Origin of the sequence: Ralstonia condita, from assembly GCF_958405655.1 — a bacterium.
Lineage (GTDB): Bacteria > Pseudomonadota > Gammaproteobacteria > Burkholderiales > Burkholderiaceae > Ralstonia > Ralstonia condita.
Map to the genome: position 1 here is coordinate 653,298 of NZ_CATYWO010000002.1, position 20,273 is coordinate 673,570.

Annotated in this window: 22 protein-coding genes; 15 read left to right on the plus strand and 7 right to left on the minus strand. The window is 64.5% G+C overall.

The annotated features are described in order from the left end of the window. Window positions 1-139 precede the first annotated feature (139 nt). Both R2N03_RS09540 and R2N03_RS09545 read left to right on the plus strand, forming a co-directional pair. On the plus strand, window positions 140-514 hold the full coding sequence (locus R2N03_RS09540) for a hypothetical protein (protein WP_041668700.1): 375 nt from the start codon (window positions 140-142) through the stop codon (window positions 512-514). A 117-nt stretch (window positions 515-631) separates the two neighbouring features. Beyond that, window positions 632-916, plus strand: a complete 285-nt coding sequence (locus R2N03_RS09545) for a hypothetical protein (RefSeq protein WP_012429981.1) — start codon at window positions 632-634, stop codon at window positions 914-916. A 151-nt stretch (window positions 917-1,067) separates the two neighbouring features. Here R2N03_RS09545 and R2N03_RS09550 read toward each other — a convergent pair whose 3' ends face one another. The 5 genes from R2N03_RS09550 to R2N03_RS09570 all read right to left on the minus strand — a co-directional run bounded on the left by R2N03_RS09550 (window position 1,068) and on the right by R2N03_RS09570 (window position 4,017). Next, window positions 1,068-1,415, minus strand: coding sequence for a GNAT family N-acetyltransferase (locus R2N03_RS09550; protein ID WP_316657343.1), 348 nt, complete (start codon window positions 1,413-1,415; stop codon window positions 1,068-1,070). 126 nt (window positions 1,416-1,541) lie between these two features. Beyond that, window positions 1,542-2,612, minus strand: a complete 1,071-nt coding sequence (gene arsB, locus R2N03_RS09555) for an ACR3 family arsenite efflux transporter (protein WP_012429983.1) — start codon at window positions 2,610-2,612, stop codon at window positions 1,542-1,544. 73 nt (window positions 2,613-2,685) lie between these two features. Continuing rightward, window positions 2,686-3,189 carry an arsenate reductase ArsC gene (locus R2N03_RS09560; RefSeq protein ID WP_012429984.1) on the minus strand — a complete coding sequence of 168 codons (504 nt, stop codon included), beginning with the start codon at window positions 3,187-3,189 and terminating at the stop codon, window positions 2,686-2,688. Between the two features lie 10 nt (window positions 3,190-3,199). Further along, window positions 3,200-3,682: an ArsI/CadI family heavy metal resistance metalloenzyme gene (locus R2N03_RS09565; protein ID WP_012429985.1), complete on the minus strand. Its 483-nt coding sequence runs from the start codon at window positions 3,680-3,682 to the stop codon at window positions 3,200-3,202. An 11-nt stretch (window positions 3,683-3,693) separates the two neighbouring features. Continuing rightward, a complete protein-coding gene (locus R2N03_RS09570; RefSeq protein ID WP_015855698.1) occupies window positions 3,694-4,017 on the minus strand; it encodes an ArsR/SmtB family transcription factor in 324 nt (107 codons plus the stop codon). Between the two features lie 279 nt (window positions 4,018-4,296). On the opposite strand from R2N03_RS09570, the gene R2N03_RS09575 reads away from it, so the two are divergent. Beyond that, window positions 4,297-5,217, plus strand: a complete 921-nt coding sequence (locus R2N03_RS09575; RefSeq protein ID WP_012429987.1) for a recombination-associated protein RdgC — start codon at window positions 4,297-4,299, stop codon at window positions 5,215-5,217. Window positions 5,218-5,274: 57 nt separating this feature from the next. Here the strand turns inward: R2N03_RS09575 and R2N03_RS09580 are convergent, their stop codons facing one another. Then, window positions 5,275-5,952, minus strand: coding sequence for a DUF2076 domain-containing protein (locus R2N03_RS09580; protein WP_012429988.1), 678 nt, complete (start codon window positions 5,950-5,952; stop codon window positions 5,275-5,277). Between the two features lie 266 nt (window positions 5,953-6,218). Here R2N03_RS09580 and R2N03_RS09585 point away from each other — a divergent pair, with 266 nt between their 5' ends. From R2N03_RS09585 to R2N03_RS09620, 8 genes are read left to right on the plus strand one after another with little or no spacing between them, the layout of a single operon-like run. Next, window positions 6,219-8,582 carry a bifunctional salicylyl-CoA 5-hydroxylase/oxidoreductase gene (locus tag R2N03_RS09585; protein WP_316657344.1) on the plus strand — a complete coding sequence of 788 codons (2,364 nt, stop codon included), beginning with the start codon at window positions 6,219-6,221 and terminating at the stop codon, window positions 8,580-8,582. A gap of 1 nt (window position 8,583) precedes the next feature. Then, the gene (locus R2N03_RS09590) at window positions 8,584-9,366 is read left to right on the plus strand and encodes an SDR family NAD(P)-dependent oxidoreductase (protein WP_316657345.1); all 783 of its coding nucleotides are present in this window, start codon (window positions 8,584-8,586) and stop codon (window positions 9,364-9,366) included. Further along, window positions 9,363-9,938, plus strand: a complete 576-nt coding sequence (locus tag R2N03_RS09595; RefSeq protein WP_316657346.1) for a MarR family winged helix-turn-helix transcriptional regulator — start codon at window positions 9,363-9,365, stop codon at window positions 9,936-9,938. Before R2N03_RS09590 ends, R2N03_RS09595 begins: the two co-directional genes overlap by 4 nt. A 17-nt stretch (window positions 9,939-9,955) precedes the next feature. Next, on the plus strand, window positions 9,956-10,816 hold the full coding sequence (locus tag R2N03_RS09600) for an enoyl-CoA hydratase family protein (RefSeq protein WP_012429992.1): 861 nt from the start codon (window positions 9,956-9,958) through the stop codon (window positions 10,814-10,816). Between the two features lies 1 nt (window position 10,817). Further along, entirely contained in the window at window positions 10,818-11,993 is a 1,176-nt protein-coding gene (locus R2N03_RS09605; RefSeq protein ID WP_316657347.1) for an acyl-CoA dehydrogenase family protein, read from the plus strand. 36 nt (window positions 11,994-12,029) lie between these two features. Then, window positions 12,030-13,646 carry an AMP-binding protein gene (locus tag R2N03_RS09610; protein WP_012429994.1) on the plus strand — a complete coding sequence of 539 codons (1,617 nt, stop codon included), beginning with the start codon at window positions 12,030-12,032 and terminating at the stop codon, window positions 13,644-13,646. After that, a complete protein-coding gene (locus R2N03_RS09615) occupies window positions 13,643-14,074 on the plus strand; it encodes an acyl-CoA thioesterase (RefSeq protein ID WP_012429995.1) in 432 nt (143 codons plus the stop codon). The genes R2N03_RS09610 and R2N03_RS09615 overlap by 4 nt, the downstream gene beginning before the upstream one ends. A gap of 13 nt (window positions 14,075-14,087) precedes the next feature. Continuing rightward, window positions 14,088-14,480 (plus strand): RidA family protein, encoded by a 393-nt coding sequence (locus tag R2N03_RS09620; protein WP_012429996.1) that lies wholly within the window; start codon window positions 14,088-14,090, stop codon window positions 14,478-14,480. Window positions 14,481-14,790: 310 nt separating this feature from the next. Here the strand turns inward: R2N03_RS09620 and R2N03_RS09625 are convergent, their stop codons facing one another. Next, the gene (locus R2N03_RS09625) at window positions 14,791-16,149 is read right to left on the minus strand and encodes an AraC family transcriptional regulator ligand-binding domain-containing protein (RefSeq protein WP_316657348.1); all 1,359 of its coding nucleotides are present in this window, start codon (window positions 16,147-16,149) and stop codon (window positions 14,791-14,793) included. On the opposite strand from R2N03_RS09625, the gene R2N03_RS09630 reads away from it, so the two are divergent. The 4 genes from R2N03_RS09630 to R2N03_RS09645 all read left to right on the plus strand — a co-directional run bounded on the left by R2N03_RS09630 (window position 16,058) and on the right by R2N03_RS09645 (window position 19,825). Then, window positions 16,058-16,402, plus strand: coding sequence for a carboxymuconolactone decarboxylase family protein (locus R2N03_RS09630; RefSeq protein ID WP_316657349.1), 345 nt, complete (start codon window positions 16,058-16,060; stop codon window positions 16,400-16,402). The two genes, R2N03_RS09625 and R2N03_RS09630, sit on opposite strands and share 92 nt — an antisense overlap. Before the next feature lie 35 nt (window positions 16,403-16,437). Next, on the plus strand, window positions 16,438-17,487 hold the full coding sequence (locus R2N03_RS09635) for a beta-keto acid cleavage family enzyme (RefSeq protein ID WP_012429999.1): 1,050 nt from the start codon (window positions 16,438-16,440) through the stop codon (window positions 17,485-17,487). Between the two features lie 115 nt (window positions 17,488-17,602). Beyond that, on the plus strand, window positions 17,603-18,424 hold the full coding sequence (locus R2N03_RS09640; RefSeq protein WP_316657350.1) for an SDR family NAD(P)-dependent oxidoreductase: 822 nt from the start codon (window positions 17,603-17,605) through the stop codon (window positions 18,422-18,424). Between the two features lie 117 nt (window positions 18,425-18,541). Further along, window positions 18,542-19,825: an MFS transporter gene (locus R2N03_RS09645; protein WP_316657351.1), complete on the plus strand. Its 1,284-nt coding sequence runs from the start codon at window positions 18,542-18,544 to the stop codon at window positions 19,823-19,825. The last annotated feature ends 448 nt before the right edge of the window (window positions 19,826-20,273 follow it).

Here is a 20,273-nt window from a genome sequence, read left to right on the forward strand (position 1 = left end):
CGGTGCAGACGCCCGCGACGGTCCGGTGCCCGGTGATTCGCTGGCGCGGCGGCAATCGCGCAACGTGTTTCCAAGGGGCGTGGTCTTTTGGCTTTGAGTTGGATAGGAGCTTGGCGTGCGTGACCTGCCTGGACACAAGATGATCCCGACGCCCGAGAAGACGAGTTTTCTCTGCACGCTTCCGGGGCCGAAGAGAGACATGGCGTACTCCATTACCGTGGGCTTTATCGACCCGACGCATCCGAACTGTGTGCAGTTCACCAGTTTCGTCGGTGAAGGGAGGCGGTCGTTCAGGGTGCTGGCGAGTGAGGAAGACGTACCTTCCGCCGCCCGGTGCAGCATCGAGAGTCTGTGCCGGATGGCCATCGGGCAAGTGATGCGCGACAGCCTTTATGCAATGACTGCCGTGGGCGACCACCGGCTCGACTTGCACGCGCCCCCCTGGGAAGGCGAACTCAAGCCAGCGGGCGCCCGCAGCGCCCCGAGGTCGCCCGGTCAGCGTTCACCCGGTTGAGCGCCTCACGCCGCCGCGTCATGCAAGGTCAATTGCGATTGCCATCTGGCCCCAGATAGTTCGCTGGCGCTGAGGGAAAGAGCGTACAGTGGGGCTCCCCCTCCAACGGAGTTCGCCATGGATGCCTATCCGATTTGCCGCTACAAGGGGTTTGATGTCTATCCCCTCGTCTACCTGTTCGACCCGCCCCGTGAGTGGCACGAGCGGCGTCCGGACCGCTCCTACAATGCCTCCGTGTTGATCTGCCAGGCCGGCGAGCAGCCGAGCCTGGAGCATTCCCGCATCTTCCGCTTGAGCGCGACCCCGTGGGAGAACATCGGTACGGCAAAGCGTGCCGCTGCCAAGATGGCGGAAGACATCATCGATGGATTTGCGCCCGGTCTGTCCATGGCGGTCGTGTAGTTGCGCCAGCACGGCGCGCCTGCAGACGAACAGGCGGGGGGCGCACGGATTCGTCTGCGTCGACCGTGCGGACAATCCCGGAAGCGCGAAGCACCGCCGGTTCAGACGACGCTTTGACGCTCGGACAGCGTTGTTCGACTGTCTGGCGGCGCTACAGAATCTTGCCAAGACACAGCGCCGCGAACTGCGATGATGCCTTCATCGCATCAGGCGCGGCGTCGCGATCGACCACGGCGTAGCCGAGCGTTTCAAAATAGCCGGAAGCCGATGTGGTCAGCAGAAACAGTTGATCGACGCCCATCGCGCGCGCGTCGCTTTCTGCACGCGCAACCAGCATACGATCGAGACCGCGGCGCCGCGCGGTCCGACGAACGGCCAGCGAGCGCAGCAGCGCCGCGCTGCCGAGCTGCTCCAGCGCGACGCAGCCCTGCAATCCCGCGTCATCCGATGCCACGACGACATGCGGAATGCGTTCGGGTCTCACGTCTTCGACGGGCAACCCCGCTTCGACAAGCAGTGCCCGGATGGCGGCAAAGTCTTGCGGGCTTGCGAGGCGGAGAACGAGAGGGCTCATCGTCTGCGTGCGAATGCCATGCGGGTCATTGAAGAGGTCGTCGTGGTCTGATCAAGCGCGTTCGTACCAACCTTTGGATTGGTTGACGATCCGCACGACCAACAGCATGACCGGGACTTCAATCAGCACGCCGACGACCGTCGCGAGTGCCGCCCCAGAATGGAAACCGAAGAGGCTGATCGCGGCAGCGACCGCCAGCTCGAAAAAGTTGGACGCACCAATGAGCGCCGACGGGCACGCGACGCTGTGCTTTTCGCCGACCGCACGATTGAGCCAGTAGGCGAGCGCCGAGTTGAAGAGCACCTGAATCAGGATCGGCACGGCAAGCAAGGCAATGACCAGCGGCTGCTTGAGAATCGCCTCGCCCTGGAACGCGAACAGCAGCACGAGCGTCGCCAGCAGCGCGGTGATGGACCACGGGCCGATCCTTGCCATGACCGCGTCCAATGCAGGCTGTCCTTTGGCCAGCAGGGCCTTACGCAGGGCCTGTGCCAGAAGCACCGGAATCACGATGTAGAGCACCACTGACGTGAGCAGCGTTGCCCATGGCACGGTGATCGCCGACATGCCCAGCAGCAGGCCGACGAGCGGCGCGAACGCGATCACCATGATGCTGTCGTTCAGCGCGACTTGCGACAGCGTGAAGAGCGGGTCCCCACCGGTCAACCGGCTCCAGACGAAGACCATCGCCGTGCACGGCGCGGCAGCGAGCAGGATCAGGCCGGCGATGTAACTGTCGAGCTGCGCGGCGGGCAGCATCGGCGCAAAGAGCTGCTTGATGAACAGCCAGCCGAGAAATGCCATCGAGAACGGTTTGACGAGCCAGTTCACCACGAGCGTGACGCCGATCCCCCTGATGTGCTGACGCACCTCATGCAACGCGCCGAAGTCGACCTTGACGAGCATCGGGATGATCATTACCCAGATCAGCAACCCGACGGGCAGGTTGACCTGCGCATACTCCATGCGGCCGATGCGCTGGAAGACGCCAGGAAACACCTGCCCAAGCGCCATGCCAACGACGATGCACAGCGCGACCCAGACCGTCAGATAACGCTCGAAGAAGTTGATCGCGGGCTTCGCAATGACGTTGTTCGGTGGGGCTACGTTTGAGAGATGCATCGGGCTGCCTGAAGAAGAGAATTCACGCCGAAAGGCGCCGGTAGGCCAGGGTGGTAAGCCGCCGCGCGGCGGATCAGCTTTGCGAGATACGGTCGAGATGCGCCTGCAACGCAGCGTTGTCGAGCGTGTCGAGCGGCAGCATCAGCAGTTGCAGCATGCGGTATCCGATGGCCTGGCGCGTCAACTCGAAAGCCTGCCGTTTGCCCGCGTCACCGCCCTGCGCGTTGGATGGATCGGGGTAGCCCCAATGCACCTTCACGGGGCTGCCGGGCCAGTACGGGCAGGTCTCGGCCGCGGCGCTGTCGCAGACGGTGATGACGATGCGCATCTGCGGCGCGCCGTCGGCGACGAACTCGTCCCAGCTCTTGCTGCGATAGCCCGTGGTGTCGACGCCGGCTTGTTCCAACGCCTCGACGGCGAATGGGTTGATTCGCCCGCTGGGCGCGCTGCCCGCGCTGTAGGCGCGGACATCCTTGCCCAGCGTCCGCGCCCAATGGTTGAGCATGCCTTCGCTCAGTACGCTGCGTGCGGAGTTGTGGGTGCAGAGGATCAGGACGTTAGTGGTGTGGTCGGCCATCTCGGCGCTCCTAGCAGCAGGACGAGCCCGACTTGACCGCGATGCCGACCGGCTTTCCCCCCGGCGCGCGCGGGGCGCAACATGCCGAGGCCTCGGCCGGGGCCGCTTCCTGCGTGCCTTCACTGAATACCGGAATGTTGGCGAGCGAGTGGAAGTGCTCCCAGGCGATGCCCTGCGGGTCGGTGATCCAATGCTTGTCGCTGCGCGCGTAGCAGCAGGTGGTTTCGCCCTCGTCCAGCAGCGCCATGTCGGCGGCCTCGGCACGTGCTTTCAGCTCGGCCAGTTCAGCCGCGTCATCCACCTGAAAGCCCAGATGATCCACGCCAGGCGTGCTGCCCCGTGTGGAGATGGCGAAGTTGATGCGCGGGTCGTCCAGCATCCACTTCGCATAGTCGCTTTCGACACGGGTCGGCTCGGCCGCGAACAGCTTCGAATAGAACGCGATGCTCTTCGACAGGTCATCAACGTGGACATGCACGTGGAATCGTTTCATGGGGTACTCCTTCAGCATTTGCAATCGGTGGTGCTGGGTTCCAGGCAGGCCGCCCCCTGGCAGCAATTGGCCGTCAGGAAGCCCAGCAAGGCCGCCATGTGGTCGTAGGCCGCGCGATAGATCAGGTTGCGGCCATCGCGCTCCTGCGTGACGAGGCGCGCGTTCATCAGTTCCTTGAGGTGGAACGACAACGTGGCGCCCGGCACGTCGAGCTGTTCGGCAAGCGCGCCTGGCGTCATGCCCGTTGGCCCGGCTACCACCAGCATGCGGAAAACCTGCAGGCGGAGGTGATGGGCAAGGGCAGCAAGGGATCGGACGACATCATTTTCTTCCATATTTCCAATATATTCGAAAGATAGACTTTGTGCAAGTCAGCGGCGGGCACGGTGCAGCAGCGCTCGAGTGGTGAGCCGTGGACGCCGATGCTCGAGCAGGGGGCATCGACGGCTTCCGGGAGGCGTTTGAACCTCAGACTGTCGAATGCGAGCAGCCAGGCGCGAAGTGCGGCGCGCCACCCGTGAAATCCGACTGTGCGAGCGTGTGCCCGACGGCAATCGACGGGCATGTGTGGCCGTCATTTAAAATCGCGCACTTTGCCCGGACTCCCTCACTCCATGTGGTTCAAGAATCTTCAGCTTCATCGTCTGCCGGCACCCTGGGCCGTGACGCCCGACCAGATCGAACAATGGCTGGCGCCCCACGCGTTCCGGCCCGGAAACAGCCTCGACATGCAAAGCGCCGGATGGGCATCGCCACGCGATGACGGCGCGCTCGTCTATTCGACCAACCGGCAGATGCTGCTCGTGTTCCGTGCCGAGAAGAAACTGCTCCCGGCGTCGGTCGTCAATCAGGTGACCAGGGCCCGCGCGGTTGAACTCGAAGAGCAGCAAGGCTTCAAGGTCGGGCGCAAACAGATGCGCGAACTGAAGGAGCAGGTGACCGATGAATTGCTCCCCCGTGCGTTCGCCATCCGCCGCGATACCCGTGTGTGGATCGATCCGGTCAACGGCTGGCTCGTCATCGATGCGGCTGCGCAGGGCGTGGCCGACGACGTTCGCAGCCTGCTGGTGAAGTCGATCGACCGGTTGCCGATCACGAGCGTCCAGGTGGCGCGGTCACCGGTTGCCGCGATGACGGACTGGCTGCTCTCCGGTGAGGCGCCGGGCGGATTCACCGTCGACCAGGACGCTGAACTGCGCTCGACCGGCGAAGGCGGCGCCACGGTGCGATACGTCGGCCACGCGCTGGAAGCGGACGACATGCGCCGGCATATCGAGGCCGGCAAGCAGTGCACGCGCCTCGCGATGACATGGGACAACCGGATCTCGTTCCTGCTGACGCCGTCGCTGACGATCAAGCGCGTGACGCCGCTCGACGTCATCAAGGAAGCGGCGGACGCCACCGCGCAGAATGACGACGAACGCTTCGAATCGGACGTCGCCCTGATGACGGGTGAACTCGGGCGGATGTTGACCGATCTGGTCGAGAGCCTGGGCGGCGATCGGCATGAGGCGATGCACCAGGCGGCGGCCTGATGCATCGGTCGTCATCGGCGCGGGCGATGGCCGAGTGACGACGTACGCCTGGATTGCCTAAATCAGCGTCGAATCATCATCTGAATAGTCACTGTCGCTGAAATCCGTATCGAGTAGGCCGTCGTCGCGTGACGACGTGTCGAGGTTGGATGACCGACCGCTGTCGCCCTCGTAGATGTTGTTGATGATGGTTTCCGACGGGCCGCCCAGCATCGGCTGCTGGCCGAAGAAGCCGCCGCCGCTGTTGTGGTGGAACAGGTTTTCGATCCCCTGGAACAGCAACGCGCCGCCGGCCACGCCCGCCGCCGTGGTGGCGATGCTGCCGAGCGTGCTGCCAAGCCCGCCGCTCAGGAAACCGCCGCGCGCAGGCTGGGAGGGCATCGGCTGGGCAGCGGTAGGCATCGATGCTGGAGCTGCTTGCTGCGGCGTATAGCCAGGGGCGGGCGTTGCCCCGTTGGCGTGGCTTCCCCAGTTGCTGGCGGCATCCATGAACGACGTGCTACGCCCGGCCTGTGCCGCCTGAAGCTGGCTCTGCAACGTCGCAATCTGGGCCTGCGCAGAGGCAAGTGCCTGGTCGAGCAGCATGGCGCGCTGTACCAGCAGATACGCTGCGTCGGGTTGGCGCGCCACGGCGTCCAGAATCCGGGCCTCGGCCTGCGGGTCCTTGGTCCCGGCGCGCGCTTGCGTCAATTGGGCCAGGAAGGTTTCCAGGGCTTGCTGTTCTTGCGGGGACATGGCGGTTTTTCCCATCCGGTTGATGTGCGACGTGTGCAGGCTAGGTCGCCAGTCTTAAGCGAACATTAAAGCCGGCCCGGGCTGTGTAACGGCCTGTAACCCGACGGTGCCACTCCCCATCGGCCTGGCCGGGCGGGACGCCAATGCTCCTTTGATGTACGTTTGCCGTCGCCGCTTTGGTGTAAACCCCGGGCCCGCATCCCGCCTAATTACTTTACAACTAAACTATTCATGACTAATGTATCTGCATCGAACGCGGAGCTGTCATGAAGATTGTCTGTATTGGTGGTGGGCCGGCCGGCCTGTACTTTGCCCTGCTGATGAAGCTGCAGGACCCGTCGCACGACATCACCGTGGTGGAGCGCAACCGGCCGTATGACACGTTCGGCTGGGGCGTGGTGTTCTCCGACCAGACGCTGGGCAACCTGCAGCGCGCCGACGCCAAAAGCGCCGCGCAGATCCTCGACGCCTTCAACCACTGGGACGACATTGAGGTGCACATCCGCGGCCAGGTGGTGCGCTCGGGCGGGCACGGCTTCTGCGGCATCGGGCGCAAGCGCCTGCTGAACATCCTGCAGGCGCGCTGTGAGGAAGAGGGCGTCAAGCTCGTCTTTGAAACAGACGTGCAAGATGACACGTCCTACGCCGATGCCGACCTCATCATCGCCAGCGACGGCCTGAACAGCCGCATCCGCACCAAGTACGCCGCAACCTATCAACCCGATATCGACACGCGCCGATGCCGCTTTGTCTGGCTGGGCACGCACAAGCTGTTCGAGGCCTTCACGTTTGCATTTGAAGAGACCGAGCACGGCTGGTTCCAGGCGCATGCATACCGCTTTGACGACGAGACCTCCACCTTCATCGTCGAGACACCCGAAGAGGTATGGCGCGCCGCCGGGCTGGAGACCATGGAGAAGGAAGAGGCCATCGCGTACTGCGAGCGGCTCTTCGCCAAGTACCTCGACGGCAACAAGCTGATCTCCAACGCCACGCATCTGCGGGGCTCGGCGCAGTGGATTCGCTTTCCGCGCGTGGTTTGCCGGCATTGGGTGCATACCAACGCGCACGGCACGCCGGTGGTGCTGATGGGCGACGCCGCGCACACGGCGCATTTCTCGATCGGGTCGGGCACCAAACTGGCGCTGGAAGATTCGATTGAACTTGCGCGCAGCATCGGCCAGCACCCTGGCGATTTGCGTGCCGCGCTTGAGCACTACGAGGCAGTGCGCAGCGTGGAAGTGCTGCGCATCCAGAACGCGGCGCGCAACTCGACCGAGTGGTTTGAAAATGTAGACCGCTACGCCAACCTGCCGACCGAACAATTTGCGTATTCGCTGCTCACGCGCAGCCAGCGCATCAGTCACGAAAACCTGCGTCAGCGCGACAAGCGTTATCTCGAACAGTTTGAAGACTGGATTGCCGAGCAGGCCGGCGCCCCGCGCGGGCCGCAGCACGGCCCCGTGCCGCCGATGTTCACGCCCTTCACGGTGCGTGGCGTCACGCTCAAGAACCGCGTGGTGGTGTCGCCCATGGCGCAGTACTCGTGCGAAGACGGTCAGCCGGCGGATTACCACCTCGTGCACCTGGGCGCGCGCGCCATGGGGGGCGCCGGCCTGGTGATGGCCGAGATGACGTGCGTGTCGCCGGACGCGCGCATCACCCCGGGCTGCCCGGGCTTGTGGAACACCGACCAGCGCGACGGCTGGGCGCGCATCGTGCAGTTTGTGCACGCCAACAGCGATGCGAAGCTCGGAATCCAGCTCGGCCATGCCGGTGCCAAGGGCTCGACGCGCGTGGCGTGGGAGGGCATCGATCTGCCGCTGGAAGGCGGGCAGAACTGGCCGCTGATCTCGGCATCGCCGCAGCAGTACCTGGATGGCGTGAGCCAGTGGTCGCGCGCCATGACGCGCGACGACATGGACCGCGTGCGTGACGACTTTGTTCACGCCGCGCGCCTGGCGGCGGACGCCGGATTCGACTGGCTGGAGCTGCACTGTGCGCATGGCTATTTGCTGTCATCGTTCATCTCGCCGTTGACGAATCAGCGCAATGACGAATATGGCGGCTCGCTGGAAAACCGCTTGCGTTTTCCGCTCGAAGTCTTCCACGCGGTGCGTGAAGTGTGGCCGAGCAACAAGCCCATGTCGGTGCGGATTTCCGCGCACGACTGGGTGGAGGGCGGTATTACGCCCGACGATGCAGTGGAAATTGCGCGCATCTTCAAGGCCGCAGGCGCGGACATGATCGATTGCTCATCGGGCCAGGTCAGCAAGAAGGAGCAGCCAGTGTATGGCCGCATGTTCCAGACGCCGTTTGCCGACCGCGTGCGCAACGAGGCGGGCATCGCCACAATTGCCGTGGGGGCCATCTCCGAGGCGGACCACGTCAACAGCATCATCGCGGCGGGCCGTGCCGACCTGTGCGCCGTGGCGCGCCCGCACCTGGCCAACCCGGCCTGGACGCTGAACGAAGCCGCCCGCATCGGCTACCTCGACATGCCGTGGCCCAAGCAATATCGCGCGGGCAAGCTGCAGCTGGAGCGCAACCTGGAGCGCGAGCGCGCGATGGCCGCGCAGGCGGCGGGGCTGTCTCCGCTGGAGCAGGCCAACCGCATGCAGGGGGTTTGAGATGGCGACACCTGCAATGCTCACCGGGCACCACGCCGTCGTTACGGGCGCAGGGCGCGGGATCGGCGCTGCGATTGCCGCCCAACTGGCGGCGCATGGCGCCACGCTCACACTGACGGGCCGCAACGCCGATGTGCTGCAAGCCACCGCAAGGACGTTGCCAGACAGCGCCCGCGCGCAAGTCGTGACGTGCGATGTGACCGACGAGGCGAGCGTGTCGGCGGCGTTCGAATCTGCACGCGCGGGGCTCGGCCCCATCTCCATCCTTGTCAACAACGCGGGCCAGGCTGAGAGTGCGCCGTTTGCCAAGACCACGCTCGACCAATGGCAGCGTATGTTGGCCGTCAACCTGACGGGCACGTTCCTGTGCACACAGGCGGCGCTGGCCGATGTGCAGGCGTCGGGCCGCGGCCGCATCGTGAACATTGCCAGCACGGCGGGGCAGCGCGGTTATGCGTATGTGTCGGCGTATGTGGCCGCCAAGCATGGCGTCATTGGCCTCACGCGCTCGCTGGCGCTGGAGCTGGCGGCGCGCGGCGTCACCGTCAACGCAGTCTGCCCCGGCTATACGGAAACCGACATCGTGCGCGAGAGCATCGACCGCATCGTCGCCCGCACCGGCCGCAGTGCGGAAGAAGCGCGGGCCGAGCTGGTGAAGGGCAATCCGCAAGGCCGGCTGATCACGCCGTACGAAGTGGCGAACGCCGTGGTGTGGCTGTGCTCCGATGGCGCGTCTTCCATCACCGGGCAATCCATCTCGGTATCCGGCGGGGAGGTGATGTGAGCAAGCCACGCAAAACCGCGCTGGCCACGCGCGCCTCCGGCCACCACGCTGTCGTGCAGGCGTTGGGCGACCAACATATCGGCCTGGAAGCCCGCGCGCATGTGGACGACCACATGGACGTCAAGATCTGGCTGCGCCTGTTGGCCTGCAGCACGCAGATCGAACAGCAGATCCGCCAGCGCCTGCGCACGCGTTTCAACACCACGTTGCCGCGCTTCGACTATCTGGCACAACTCGACAGGCATCCGGACGGCCTGCGCATGAACGTGCTGTCGCGCTACCTGATGGTGACCGGCGGCAACGTCACCGGCCTGACCGACCAGTTGGAGAAGGAAGGGCTTGTCAACCGCGAGGCGGATCCGGATGATCGCCGGTCCTTTCGCGTGCTGCTGACCGACGCCGGCCGCCGCCACTTTGCCGAGATGGCCGCCGAGCACGAACGCTGGCTGATCGAGATGTTCGACGGCCTTGGCATTGCTAACAAAGACGCGCTCTATGCGCAGCTCGGCCACCTGCGCGTTCATCTCGCGCAGCGCGAGCAAGAGCTGGACGCCCGCGAAGATCAACCCTGAACGAATCCGACCCAACCATGACCGACCCGAATCACCATGTGGACCCGGCCCTGCTGGCCGGCAACCGCCGACCGCTGGCGGGCTATCAAGCCAAGCATTTCCTGTGGAGCGTCGAAGGCGGCGTTGCCACCATCACGCTCAACCGGCCCGAGCGCAAGAACCCGCTCACGTTCGATTCGTATGCCGAGCTGCGCGACCTGTTTCATCAGCTCAAGTGGGCGGATGACGTCAAGGCCATCGTGCTGGCCGGTGCGAGCGACAACTTCTGCTCCGGCGGCGACGTGCACGAGATCATCGGCCCGCTCGTGCAACTGAAGGCGCCCGAGCTGCTGATGTTCACGCGCATGACGGGCGAACTGGTGAAGGCGATGCGCGCGTGCCCGCAGCCCATCGTCGCTGCCATTGACGGCGTGTGCGCGGGCGCGGGCGCCATCCTGGCGATGTCTTCCGACCTGCGCCTGGGCACGGCGCGCAGCAAGACGGCGTTCCTCTTCAACCGCGTCGGCCTGGCCGGCTGCGACATGGGCGCCTGCGCGATCCTGCCGCGCATCATCGGTCAGGGCCGCGCGAGCGAACTGCTCTACACGGGGCGTTCGATGAACGGCGAAGAGGGCGAGCGCTGGGGCTTCTTCAACCGCCTGTGCGAACCGGCCCAGGTGCTGAGCCAAGCGCAAGCCCTGGCCGCCGACCTGGCCGCCGGCCCGACCTTCGCCAACGGCATTACCAAGACGATGCTGCACCAGGAATGGACGATGACGATCGAGCAGGCCATCGAGGCCGAGGCGCAGGCACAGGCCATCTGCATGCTGACCGAAGATTTCTCGCGGGCGTATCACGCGTTTGTCGCCAAGCAGAAACCGGTCTTCGAGGGGAACTGAGATGAGCGACAAAGACTATCTGCAATGGCCCTTCTTTGACGACAAGCACCGCCAGCTCGAAGCCGAACTCGACGCCTGGGCCACGAAGCACATCGCGCACGACCACGGCCCGGATGTGGATGCCGAGTGCCGTGCGTTGGTGAAGCTGCTCGGCCAGGGTGGCTGGCTGCGTCATGCGGTGGGCGGCACGGCGCACGGCGGTGCGGGCGAGACCATCGACACGCGCGCCATCTGCCTGATCCGCGAAACGTTGGCGCGCCATTCCGGCCTGGCCGACTTTGCCTTTGCGATGCAGGGGCTGGGGTCGGGCGCCATTTCGTTGCACGGCACGCCCGAGCAGCGCGAGCGCTATCTGACGAAAGTGGCGCGTGGCGAGGCCATCTCTGCATTTGCGCTGTCCGAACCCGATGCTGGCTCCGATGTCGCGGCCATGGCTTGCGCCGCGCGTGAAGACGGCACTGATTACGTGCTCGACGGCGAGAAGACGTGGATTTCCAATGGCGGCATCGCCGACTTCTACGTCGTGTTTGCCCGCACCGGCGAGGCGCCGGGCTCGCGCGGCATCAGCGCGTTCATCGTCGAAGCCGGTACGCCGGGCTTTGAGATTGCGGAGCGTATCGACGTGATTGCACCGCACCCGCTCGCGCGCCTGCGCTTTACCAACTGCCGCATTCCAGCCAGCCAGCGCGTGGGCGCGGCGGGCGAGGGCTTCAAGGTGGCGATGCGCACGCTCGATGTGTTCCGTACCTCGGTGGCCGCAGCCGCGCTGGGCTTTGCACGCCGCGCGCTGGACGAAGCGCTGGCGCGCGCCACCACCCGCAAGATGTTCAGCGGCGTGCTGGCCGATTTCCAACTCACGCAGGCCAAGCTCGCGCAGATGGCCACCGCCATTGACAGCGCCGCGCTGCTGACGTACCGCGCCGCGTGGCAGCGCGACCAGGGCCGCAACGTGACGCGCGAAGCCGCCATGGCCAAGTTGACCGCCACCGAGAACGCGCAGCAGGTGATCGACGCCGCCGTGCAGATGTGGGGTGGCCTGGGCGTGGTGAGCGAGCAGCCTGTCGAGCGCCTGTACCGCGAGATCCGCTCGCTGCGGATCTACGAAGGCGCGACGGAAGTGCAGCAACTCATCATCGCGCGCGAACTGCTGCGTGCGGCGGCGCCCGCCAAGTCCTGAATACGCCACGTCCACGCCAGAGACGGAGAGTCCTCCATGCCCAGCGCCCATATCGACACCTTCGCCCGCGACCGGCTGCCGCCGGCGGAGCTGCAACCGGTGTATCGCTTCGACCTGCCAGCGCTGCAGTTTCCGCCGCAGCTCAACTGCGCCACCGAACTGCTCGACCGCCGTGTTGCCGCGGGCGAGGGCGGCCGCCTTTGCATCCAGGCGACCGGCATCCGCTGGACGTACGCCGACCTGCAGGCGCACGCCAACCGCATCGCCAACGTGCTGGTCAATGAGATGGGCGTCGTGCCGGGCAACCGCGTGCTGCTGCGCTCGCCCAACAGCCCGATGCTCGCCGCCTGCTGGTTTGCCGTGATGAAAGTGGGTGCGATTGCGGTGACCACCATGCCGCTGCTGCGCGCCAAAGAGCTGGGGCAGATTCTGGGCAAGGGCGAGATTGGCTTCGCGCTGTGCGATGCGCGGCTCGTCGACGAGCTACGCGATGCCGTGACGCAAGCGGCCAAGCCCGTGCAACTGCTGTGCTTTCACGATGACACGCCGGAAGGGCTGGAGGCGGCCATGGTGCGCCAGCCGGCCACCTTCACCAACGTCGATACGGCGGCGGACGACACGTGCCTGCTCGCCTTCACGTCGGGCACGACGGGCGTGCCGAAAGCGACGATGCATTTTCATCGCGACATCCTCGCCATTTGCGCGTGCTGGCCGCCGCACGTGCTGCAGCCGCGCGCGGACGACATCTTCATCGGCAGCCCGCCGATGGCGTTCACGTTCGGGCTCGGCGGTCTGCTGCTGTTTCCGATGAGCGTGGGTGCATCGACGGTGCTGCTGGAAAAGGCATCGCCGAACGATCTGGTCGATGGCATCCGCACGTTTGGCGCGACGGTGCTGTTTACGGCGCCCACCACGTACCGCATCATCGCGGCGCGCGGAGACGAGTTGCGTGCCACGCCGCTGCGCCGCTGTGTGTCGGCCGGCGAGGCGCTGCCGGTGGCCACGCGCACGCTGTGGAAGGACGCCACCGGCATCGAGCTGATTGACGGCATTGGCGCGACCGAGATGCTGCATATCTTTATCTCCGCTGCCGACGCCGACGTGCGCCCAGGCGCCACCGGCAAGGCCGTCCCCGGCTATGTCGCACAAGTCGTGGATGATGCAGGCAACCCTGTGCCGCCGGGCACGGTGGGCCGCCTGGCGGTGCAAGGCCCGACCGGCTGCCGCTACCTGGCCGATGACCGCCAGCGCGCCTACGTGCGCAACGGCTGGAACCTCACGGGGGATGCCTATGTGATGGACGAGGAAGGCTACTTCCACTACCACTCGCGCACCGACGACATGATCATCTCGTCCGGCTACAACATTGCCGCGCCCGAGGTGGAAGACGCGCTGATGCAGCATCCGGCCGTGGCCGAGTGTGGCGTGATCGGCGAGCCCGACGAAGAGCGCGGGCAGATCGTCAAGGCCTTCGTTGTATTGCACCCGGGCCACTCGGCGGGGCCGGAGATGGTCAAGACGCTGCAGGACTTCGTGAAGCAGACCGTGGCCCCGTACAAGTATCCGCGCGCCATCGAGTTCCGTACGAGCCTGCCGCGCAGTGAAGTCGGCAAGCTGCTGCGCTACCGCCTGCGCGAACACGACAAATCATGAGTGACTACCACTTCGAGCGTGCCGCCCGCATCCGCTTTGCACACTGCGACCCGGCCGGCATCGTCTACTTTCCGCAGTACCTTGTACTGTTCAATGGCCTGGTCGAAGACTGGTTTACCGACGGCCTGGGCGTTTCGTATGCGCAGATGCTGGGCCCGCGCCGCATCGGCCTGCCCATCGTCAAGCTGCATTGCGAGTTCAGCGCCATCAGCCGCATGGGCGACGACGTGCAGTTCAAGTTGAAGCTGGAGCGGCTGGGCAATGCGTCGCTCACGCTGGCGCTCGATTGCTGGGCGGGCAATGAACAGCGCGTGCAGTCACAGCAGGTGCTGGTGTTTACTGATCTCAATACGCATCGCGCGATCGCGGTGCCGCCCGATGTGCGGCAGGCGATCGAGGCGAGCGTTCAACAGTCGCAATCGAACTAGAAGGATTTGCATCATGGAAGTACTCCTCCCTCCCAACTGGCCGCGTCCGAAGGGCTATGCCAACGGTGTGTCCGCACGCGGGCGCATGGTGTTCGTGGCCGGCATGATCGGCTGGGATGCGCAGGGCGTGTTCCACACGGATGACCTGGCCGGTCAGGTCCGCCAGGCGCTGCAGAACATCGTCGAGGTGCTGGCCGCCGGCGACGCCAAGCCCGAGCACATCGTGCGCATGACGTGGTACGTGACCGACAAGAAGGCCTACGTGGCGGCCTATCCCGAGATCGGCCAGGCGTTCCGCGAACTGATCGGCAGCTTCAGCATTGCGATGACGGCAGTGGAAGTGGCCGCGCTGGTGGAAGACCGCGCAAAGGTGGAAATCGAGGTGACGGCGGTGGTGCCGGACTGAAAAAAACGACGCTTAACGACGCATCAGAAAGTCTGTAGCCAGGGAACACGTTGATGATTTCCTGGGCTGCAGCGCAAGCGGATGCCTTTCGCCGTCAAAAGCACATCAGTGCAGCCTCTGGCTTTCCATGGCGGAGGTTCGCCACACTCGACCGCTGCGCCAGCGCGCAATGATGCGCGCACCAGCGTGCAACCTTCAAACGCAGCTGCGGAGGCGTCAACCTCGAGGCAAGACCGCAGGGCATGGATATTCGCCCCGCCCCGCCCCGCTTCGCCCTCGAGCGGAAAAGGAAGCCCTGACGCCAACGACGTCACGAAAGACGCGATCGCCGCGTCTTTTTCTTCTGATCGCCCGCATGGCTTCGGCTGATCATGCCTTTGTCAAACGCGCTGGCTTTCGACACCTTGAACTGCGTCGGGCTGCATCCGAACGTTCCCCTGAACCACCGTGTGAACGCACTCGGCTCCGAGAAGCCCAAAAAGCCCGAGATCTCGGCGCATTGGCGCTCACCCTGGTCCAGGTAGCGCACGGCAAGCTCGCTGCGCACGGCGTCGAGAATCGATGAAAACGTGGTGCCTTCCTGCGTGAGATGACGATGAATGGTGCGTCGGTTGACACCCAGATGCCGCGCGATATGGTCGACCGTGGCACGGCCGGACGGTAGCAGCATGATCACCATCTGGCGGACCTCGTCCGACATCCGCTTGCCGCCCTCCGGGTCAAGATCATTCAGGTAGCGGCGAACGTAGCGTGCCATGACGGGATCAGCCGAGGGCAGCGGCAGGTCCAGGTCGCTGGCGTTACAGACAATGCCGCTGAACGCATGGCCGAACTCCACGTTTGAGCCAAAGACCCGGGTATGCACGGAGCGGTCTTTCGGCGCGCCATGCGCAAAAAGGACGGTCTTGGGGTGCCAATCATCACCAAGGAAGAAGCGCAGTAGCCGGAACAGCACCCCTACAACCAGCTCGGTCGCCTGCTTGAGCGATCCAACGTCGCTGGCCAGCACCTCGTCACGGATGACCGCAATGCCGTCTTCTTCTTCGACGTGAAGAAAGATCGCCTCGTTGTGCAGATGGCCGTAGCGCGCCATCGCCTGCAATGCCTGGCGCAGCGTCGGCTCGTCATGCACGAGGAGGATCAATGGACCGAGGTTCGACGCGCGCCGTGTCTCCGCCATCCGCAGGCCAAATGTTTCGATGCCGCTGCGCTGGGCAGACAGCTCAAGCAGCCTGCCCACCTTGTCGGCCGGAATCTTGAGGTCGACATCAGACAGGCTGTCCGCCGGAAGCCCCACCTCCGCCAGCATGCGGAACGGGTCCAGCCCGCCCGCGCGGGCGGCTTCGGCGTATCCGGTCAGGCTGGCGCTGCGGACAAGGTAAGGCATCAGGGTCTTCCCAGGGTGTCCCGAGATGTTAACAAAATGTCCCGTAAGGTCAATCGTAAAACGCGGGCGGTACCTAGAATCCAGACATCCCCAATGTGCTGCAGAACCGAGCGTGACAGCTCTGGCAAGGAACTTTGCAATGACGACAAACGCCCCGATTGACCCATCCGCAACCCCGGTCTGCGACAGCATGCGCGCCACCGGCAACTGGAATCCCAACTGGGAGCCCTTTGCAGAACTTGACCCGGCATGGACTGAAAAATTCATGGCCATGGGAGTCATGCCGCATCGCGTGCTTGATCCGAAAACGCTGGAATTCCTTGCCATTGCCGTCGATGCGTCGTGCACGCACATGTACGCGCCCGGCGTGCGTCGCCACATCCGCAAGGCGCTTGAACTGGGTGCCACCAAAGAAGAGATCACGGCGGTGCTGCAGGCCGTGTCGGTGCTCGGCATTCACAGCATGAGCCTGGGCGCGCCCATCCTGCTGGAAGAACTTGCCGCCCGCGAGAACACGACCGCCACCGTGGAATAAGCCTCGGGGCGAACTGATACCGAAAGGAGACACACATGCAATTCTTTGACGATTCGATGCTGCCCGAGAACCAGGAGCCATTGGTGATTCAGGTGGCGCCGTTCGGGCCGCAATTCCTTCCCAGCGACTCCGACGACATCGCCGTCTCGATGGACGCGCAAATCCAGAAAGCGGTGGATTGCTACAACGCCGGCGCGACCGTGCTGCACGTGCACGTGCGCGAGGAAGACGGCAAGGGCAGCAAGCGTCTGTCGAAGTTCAACGAAATGCTGACGCGCCTGCGCGAAGCCGTGCCGAACATGGTGCTGCAGGTGGGGGGCTCGATCTCATTCGCGCCGGAAGACGAGGGCGCTGCGGCCAAATGGCTCAGCGATGACACGCGCCACATGCTGGCCGAGCTGTCGCCGAGGCCCGACCAGGTGACGATTGCCATCAACACCAACCAGATGAATGTGACCGAGCTGCTGACGCACGACGATTGCGCCGGCACCTCGATGGCCGAGCCCGCCTATTTCCAGGCCTACAAGGAGATGTGGATTCCGTCGGGTCCGACCTTTGTCGAGGAGCACCTCAAGCGACTGCAGGCGAGCGGCATCCAGCCGCACTTCATGCTGGCCGATGTAGGGCAGCTCGAGACCGTCGAGCGCCTGATCCGCCGCGGTCACTACACCGGCCCCGTCGTGCTGAACTGGGTCGCCATCGGCGGCGGCGCGGACGGCCCCAACCCGCGCAACATGATGGAGTTCATCAACCGCTGTCCGCAAGGTGCGGTGCTCACGATCGAAAGCCTGATGCGCCACGTGCTGCCGCTCAATACCATGGCCATCGCCATGGGCCTGCATGTACGCGTTGGCATCGAGGACAACCTGTGGGGCAAGAAGGGCGAGCGCATGACGTCGGTGCAGCAGGTCGAACAGATGGTGCGCATCGCACGCGAACTGCATCGCGATGTGGCGAGCGGCACGGACGCCCGCCGCATCTACAAGATCGGCGAGCACTACAACGGCATCGACGAGACGCTTGCGGCCGTGGGTTATGAGCCCAATCGCAAGCCGGGGCAGCGCGGCTTCCAACTGGCCGCCTGAGAGCGCAGCAAGCGGCGGGCGCACCATGGTGGCGCGCCCGCTTTGGTGTGTTGACGCCGGTGGACGTTGCCGCAACGGGATGCCCGCCAGTGACGGTTTGTTCGGGACATGACGCATGAAGCTGGATAAGAAGGTTGCCGTGGTGACAGGGGCGGCTGGCGGTTTTGGAAAAGCCATCGCATTGGCCTACGCCGATGCGGGTGCCAAGCTCGTCGTTTGCGACATCAACACGACTGCGCTGGAAGTGACCCGTGCCGAGATCGAATCCCGCAGCGCCGAATGCCTGGCCTTGCACTGCAATGTGGGCTCGAGCACGGCCGTCGCGAACATGTTTGAACAGATCGACGCGCACTTCGGAACAGTGCACGTCCTCGTCAACAATGCGGCCGTGATTCCATCCCAGCCGGTTGACGAGCAGCGCCGCCTGCAGCATTACGCCTACCTCACAACGCCGCAACCGCGCCACACGCTGGGCTTTACCAGCAGCATGACCGACGATGATTGGCATCGCTTCTGGGATGTGAACGTACATGGCGTTTTCTACTGCACGCGTGAGGCGCTCAAGCGGATGGAGCCGCAGGGCGACGGCAAGGTCATCAATATCGCGTCGATTGCGGGGCTGGCGGCGCTGAGCGCGCACAGCCCGCACTATTCAGCGACCAAGGGCGCCGTCGTGGCGTTCACGCGCTCGGTGGCAGCCGAGGTGGCTGGCGCCAATATCTTCGTCAACGCCATCGCCCCGGGTGGTGTGCATACCGACCATTTCGAAGCCTTTCTTCAGGGTATCGGCGAAGAGAAGCGCAACCAGCTCTTTCAACTCGTCCCGCTGGGCCGACTGGGCACGCCCGAGGAATACGCCTCGCTTGCCGTCTATCTGGCTGCGGACGGGCATTACATCGCGGGTCAGATCATCAGCCCGAATGGCGGGATGTTCTAGCCGGAGCCGGGGGGCGGGTGCAGGCGTGTTCAGAGAGCCAGGTCGGAATCTGGCTGGCATGGCAGCGAAACCCAAGAGCAAGACGCAGCTCAAGCGGCGCAATCTCAGGAGACAAGCATGTTTCAGAAACGCCCCATGATCGCTTTGATTGCATTGCTGGTCATCCATACGCTGGCGCATATCGATCGCAACATGCTGCTGGGTTTTTCGTCGCAGGTGATTGCCGATCTTGGCCTGAGCAATGCGCAATACGGTTTCCTGGTGGGGGCCGTCTGGGTATTGAGCTTTGGGGTGATGGCCGTCTTCCTCGGTACGCTGGCGGATCGCTTCAGCCGCACACGCGTGATTGCGGGTGGGTTGCTGGTCTGGAGCGCTTGCACGGCGGCATCCGGTTTTGCGCAGAACTTCGAGCAAATGGCGGCGGCCCGCTTCCTGGTCTCCAGCGGCGAGGCTGCGCTGGTACCCGCGGCATTGGCGATGCTGGGCGAGTTGTTCCCAGAGAAGCAGCGTGGCACCGCGATCGGGCTGTTCTTCATGGGCATCCCGGCCGGCATCGGTTTCAGCTTCCTGCTGGCGGGCACCTTCGGGGCCACGCATGGTTGGCGCTCCACATTTCAGGTGCTTGGGGTTGTCGGTGTGGTGATCGCTGTATCGCTCGCCTTCATGAAAGAGGCGCCCAAGAGTACCGGCCCGCAACAGCGGGGCGCACCTTTCTTTACGCAAATGCGCGGCGCTTTGAGCGTGCTGGCTGGCAATCCGGCCTTGCTGGCGGTGACGGTCGGTTTTGTTCTGGTGCACATGGTGTTTGCCGGCCTGTCATTTACGCAGTTGTGGCTGGTGCGCGAGCGTGGACTCGACGCCGCCACCATCGCGCGGACCATCGGCGCGCTGCAGCTGATTGTCGGCACCCTGGGGTCGGTCGCGGGCGGCATGGTGGGGGATCGCCTCGCCAGGCGCATGCCTGGCGGACATGTGGGTTTCATGGTGCTGCTGGTCGCCATCTGCGGCCCGTTGATGATCGCTTATCGCTTCGCGCCCCCCGGTTCGGCCCTGTTCTACGTGGGCATGTGCGCTGGCTTCTTCCTGCCGTTGGCACTGTATGGCCCGACCAATACGGTCATCCTGAGCCAGGTGCCGGTGCATATGCGCGCGACCATTTCCGGCTTCAGCATGCTGCTGATCAACGTGTTCGCCATTACGCTTGGCAATCTCGCCGTCGGTCTGCTCAGCGATCGGCTTGCCCGAACGGGAGCCTCGGCGCCGCTGACCTTCGTCCTGTTGGGGACGGACGTGCTGGCAGTCATGTCGGGCATGTGCTTCCTGGTGGCGGCGCGTGTTGGACTTCGCACCAATGCGGCGTTGGGGCCGGCCTGTCCTGTGGCATCCCAGCTCCACGGCTGACGCGGCCTCCCGTGCCATCTGGCCAACAACGCTGACTGCATTCAGCGGCGTGCTTGTCTTGACCTGCGCCACATGCTTGACGCGATCACCTTGTCCTCGAAGGGGCGTGTGCCAGGTACCACCCAAGGTGACCTGGACAGATGAGCACACGCGTCTGCCAAAAACCGGACACGAGGCAAGAGGAGGTCCGCACGAGGCCGCACCGGCTGGCCCAGAACTGCCGCGCGCTGTTGTCTACACACACGTTCCGACCTCCCGGAGTCTGGGACGCTCAACGCGTTATCGCAGGAGGGTCGCACGAGACTGAACGGCCGCAAGCCGTTCTGAATGAACCCCGGCGTGGCCGGGGACGACAACAAAAGAGGAGACCCAACACGATGAAGTCGAAGTACATCGCAGCCGCGTCGCTGGCAATATGCGCACGCACCGCGTTCGCCCAGTCGAACGC

Coding starts and splice junctions, on each gene's coding strand:
- R2N03_RS09565 (WP_012429985.1), bottom strand. CDS start 3,682: ATGAAACGATTCCACGTGCATGTCCACGTTGATGACCTGTCGAAGAGC.
- R2N03_RS09545 (WP_012429981.1), top strand. CDS start 632: ATGGATGCCTATCCGATTTGCCGCTACAAGGGGTTTGATGTCTATCCC.
- R2N03_RS09600 (WP_012429992.1), top strand. CDS start 9,956: ATGACCGACCCGAATCACCATGTGGACCCGGCCCTGCTGGCCGGCAAC.
- R2N03_RS09630 (WP_316657349.1), top strand. CDS start 16,058: ATGCGCGCCACCGGCAACTGGAATCCCAACTGGGAGCCCTTTGCAGAA.
- R2N03_RS09585 (WP_316657344.1), top strand. CDS start 6,219: ATGAAGATTGTCTGTATTGGTGGTGGGCCGGCCGGCCTGTACTTTGCC.
- R2N03_RS09640 (WP_316657350.1), top strand. CDS start 17,603: ATGAAGCTGGATAAGAAGGTTGCCGTGGTGACAGGGGCGGCTGGCGGT.
- R2N03_RS09575 (WP_012429987.1), top strand. CDS start 4,297: ATGTGGTTCAAGAATCTTCAGCTTCATCGTCTGCCGGCACCCTGGGCC.
- R2N03_RS09635 (WP_012429999.1), top strand. CDS start 16,438: ATGCAATTCTTTGACGATTCGATGCTGCCCGAGAACCAGGAGCCATTG.
- R2N03_RS09615 (WP_012429995.1), top strand. CDS start 13,643: ATGAGTGACTACCACTTCGAGCGTGCCGCCCGCATCCGCTTTGCACAC.
- R2N03_RS09590 (WP_316657345.1), top strand. CDS start 8,584: ATGGCGACACCTGCAATGCTCACCGGGCACCACGCCGTCGTTACGGGC.
- R2N03_RS09570 (WP_015855698.1), bottom strand. CDS start 4,017: ATGGAAGAAAATGATGTCGTCCGATCCCTTGCTGCCCTTGCCCATCAC.
- arsB (WP_012429983.1), bottom strand. CDS start 2,612: ATGCATCTCTCAAACGTAGCCCCACCGAACAACGTCATTGCGAAGCCC.
- R2N03_RS09580 (WP_012429988.1), bottom strand. CDS start 5,952: ATGTCCCCGCAAGAACAGCAAGCCCTGGAAACCTTCCTGGCCCAATTG.
- R2N03_RS09625 (WP_316657348.1), bottom strand. CDS start 16,149: ATGACTCCCATGGCCATGAATTTTTCAGTCCATGCCGGGTCAAGTTCT.
- R2N03_RS09605 (WP_316657347.1), top strand. CDS start 10,818: ATGAGCGACAAAGACTATCTGCAATGGCCCTTCTTTGACGACAAGCAC.
- R2N03_RS09540 (WP_041668700.1), top strand. CDS start 140: ATGATCCCGACGCCCGAGAAGACGAGTTTTCTCTGCACGCTTCCGGGG.
- R2N03_RS09560 (WP_012429984.1), bottom strand. CDS start 3,189: ATGGCCGACCACACCACTAACGTCCTGATCCTCTGCACCCACAACTCC.
- R2N03_RS09610 (WP_012429994.1), top strand. CDS start 12,030: ATGCCCAGCGCCCATATCGACACCTTCGCCCGCGACCGGCTGCCGCCG.
- R2N03_RS09620 (WP_012429996.1), top strand. CDS start 14,088: ATGGAAGTACTCCTCCCTCCCAACTGGCCGCGTCCGAAGGGCTATGCC.
- R2N03_RS09645 (WP_316657351.1), top strand. CDS start 18,542: ATGTTTCAGAAACGCCCCATGATCGCTTTGATTGCATTGCTGGTCATC.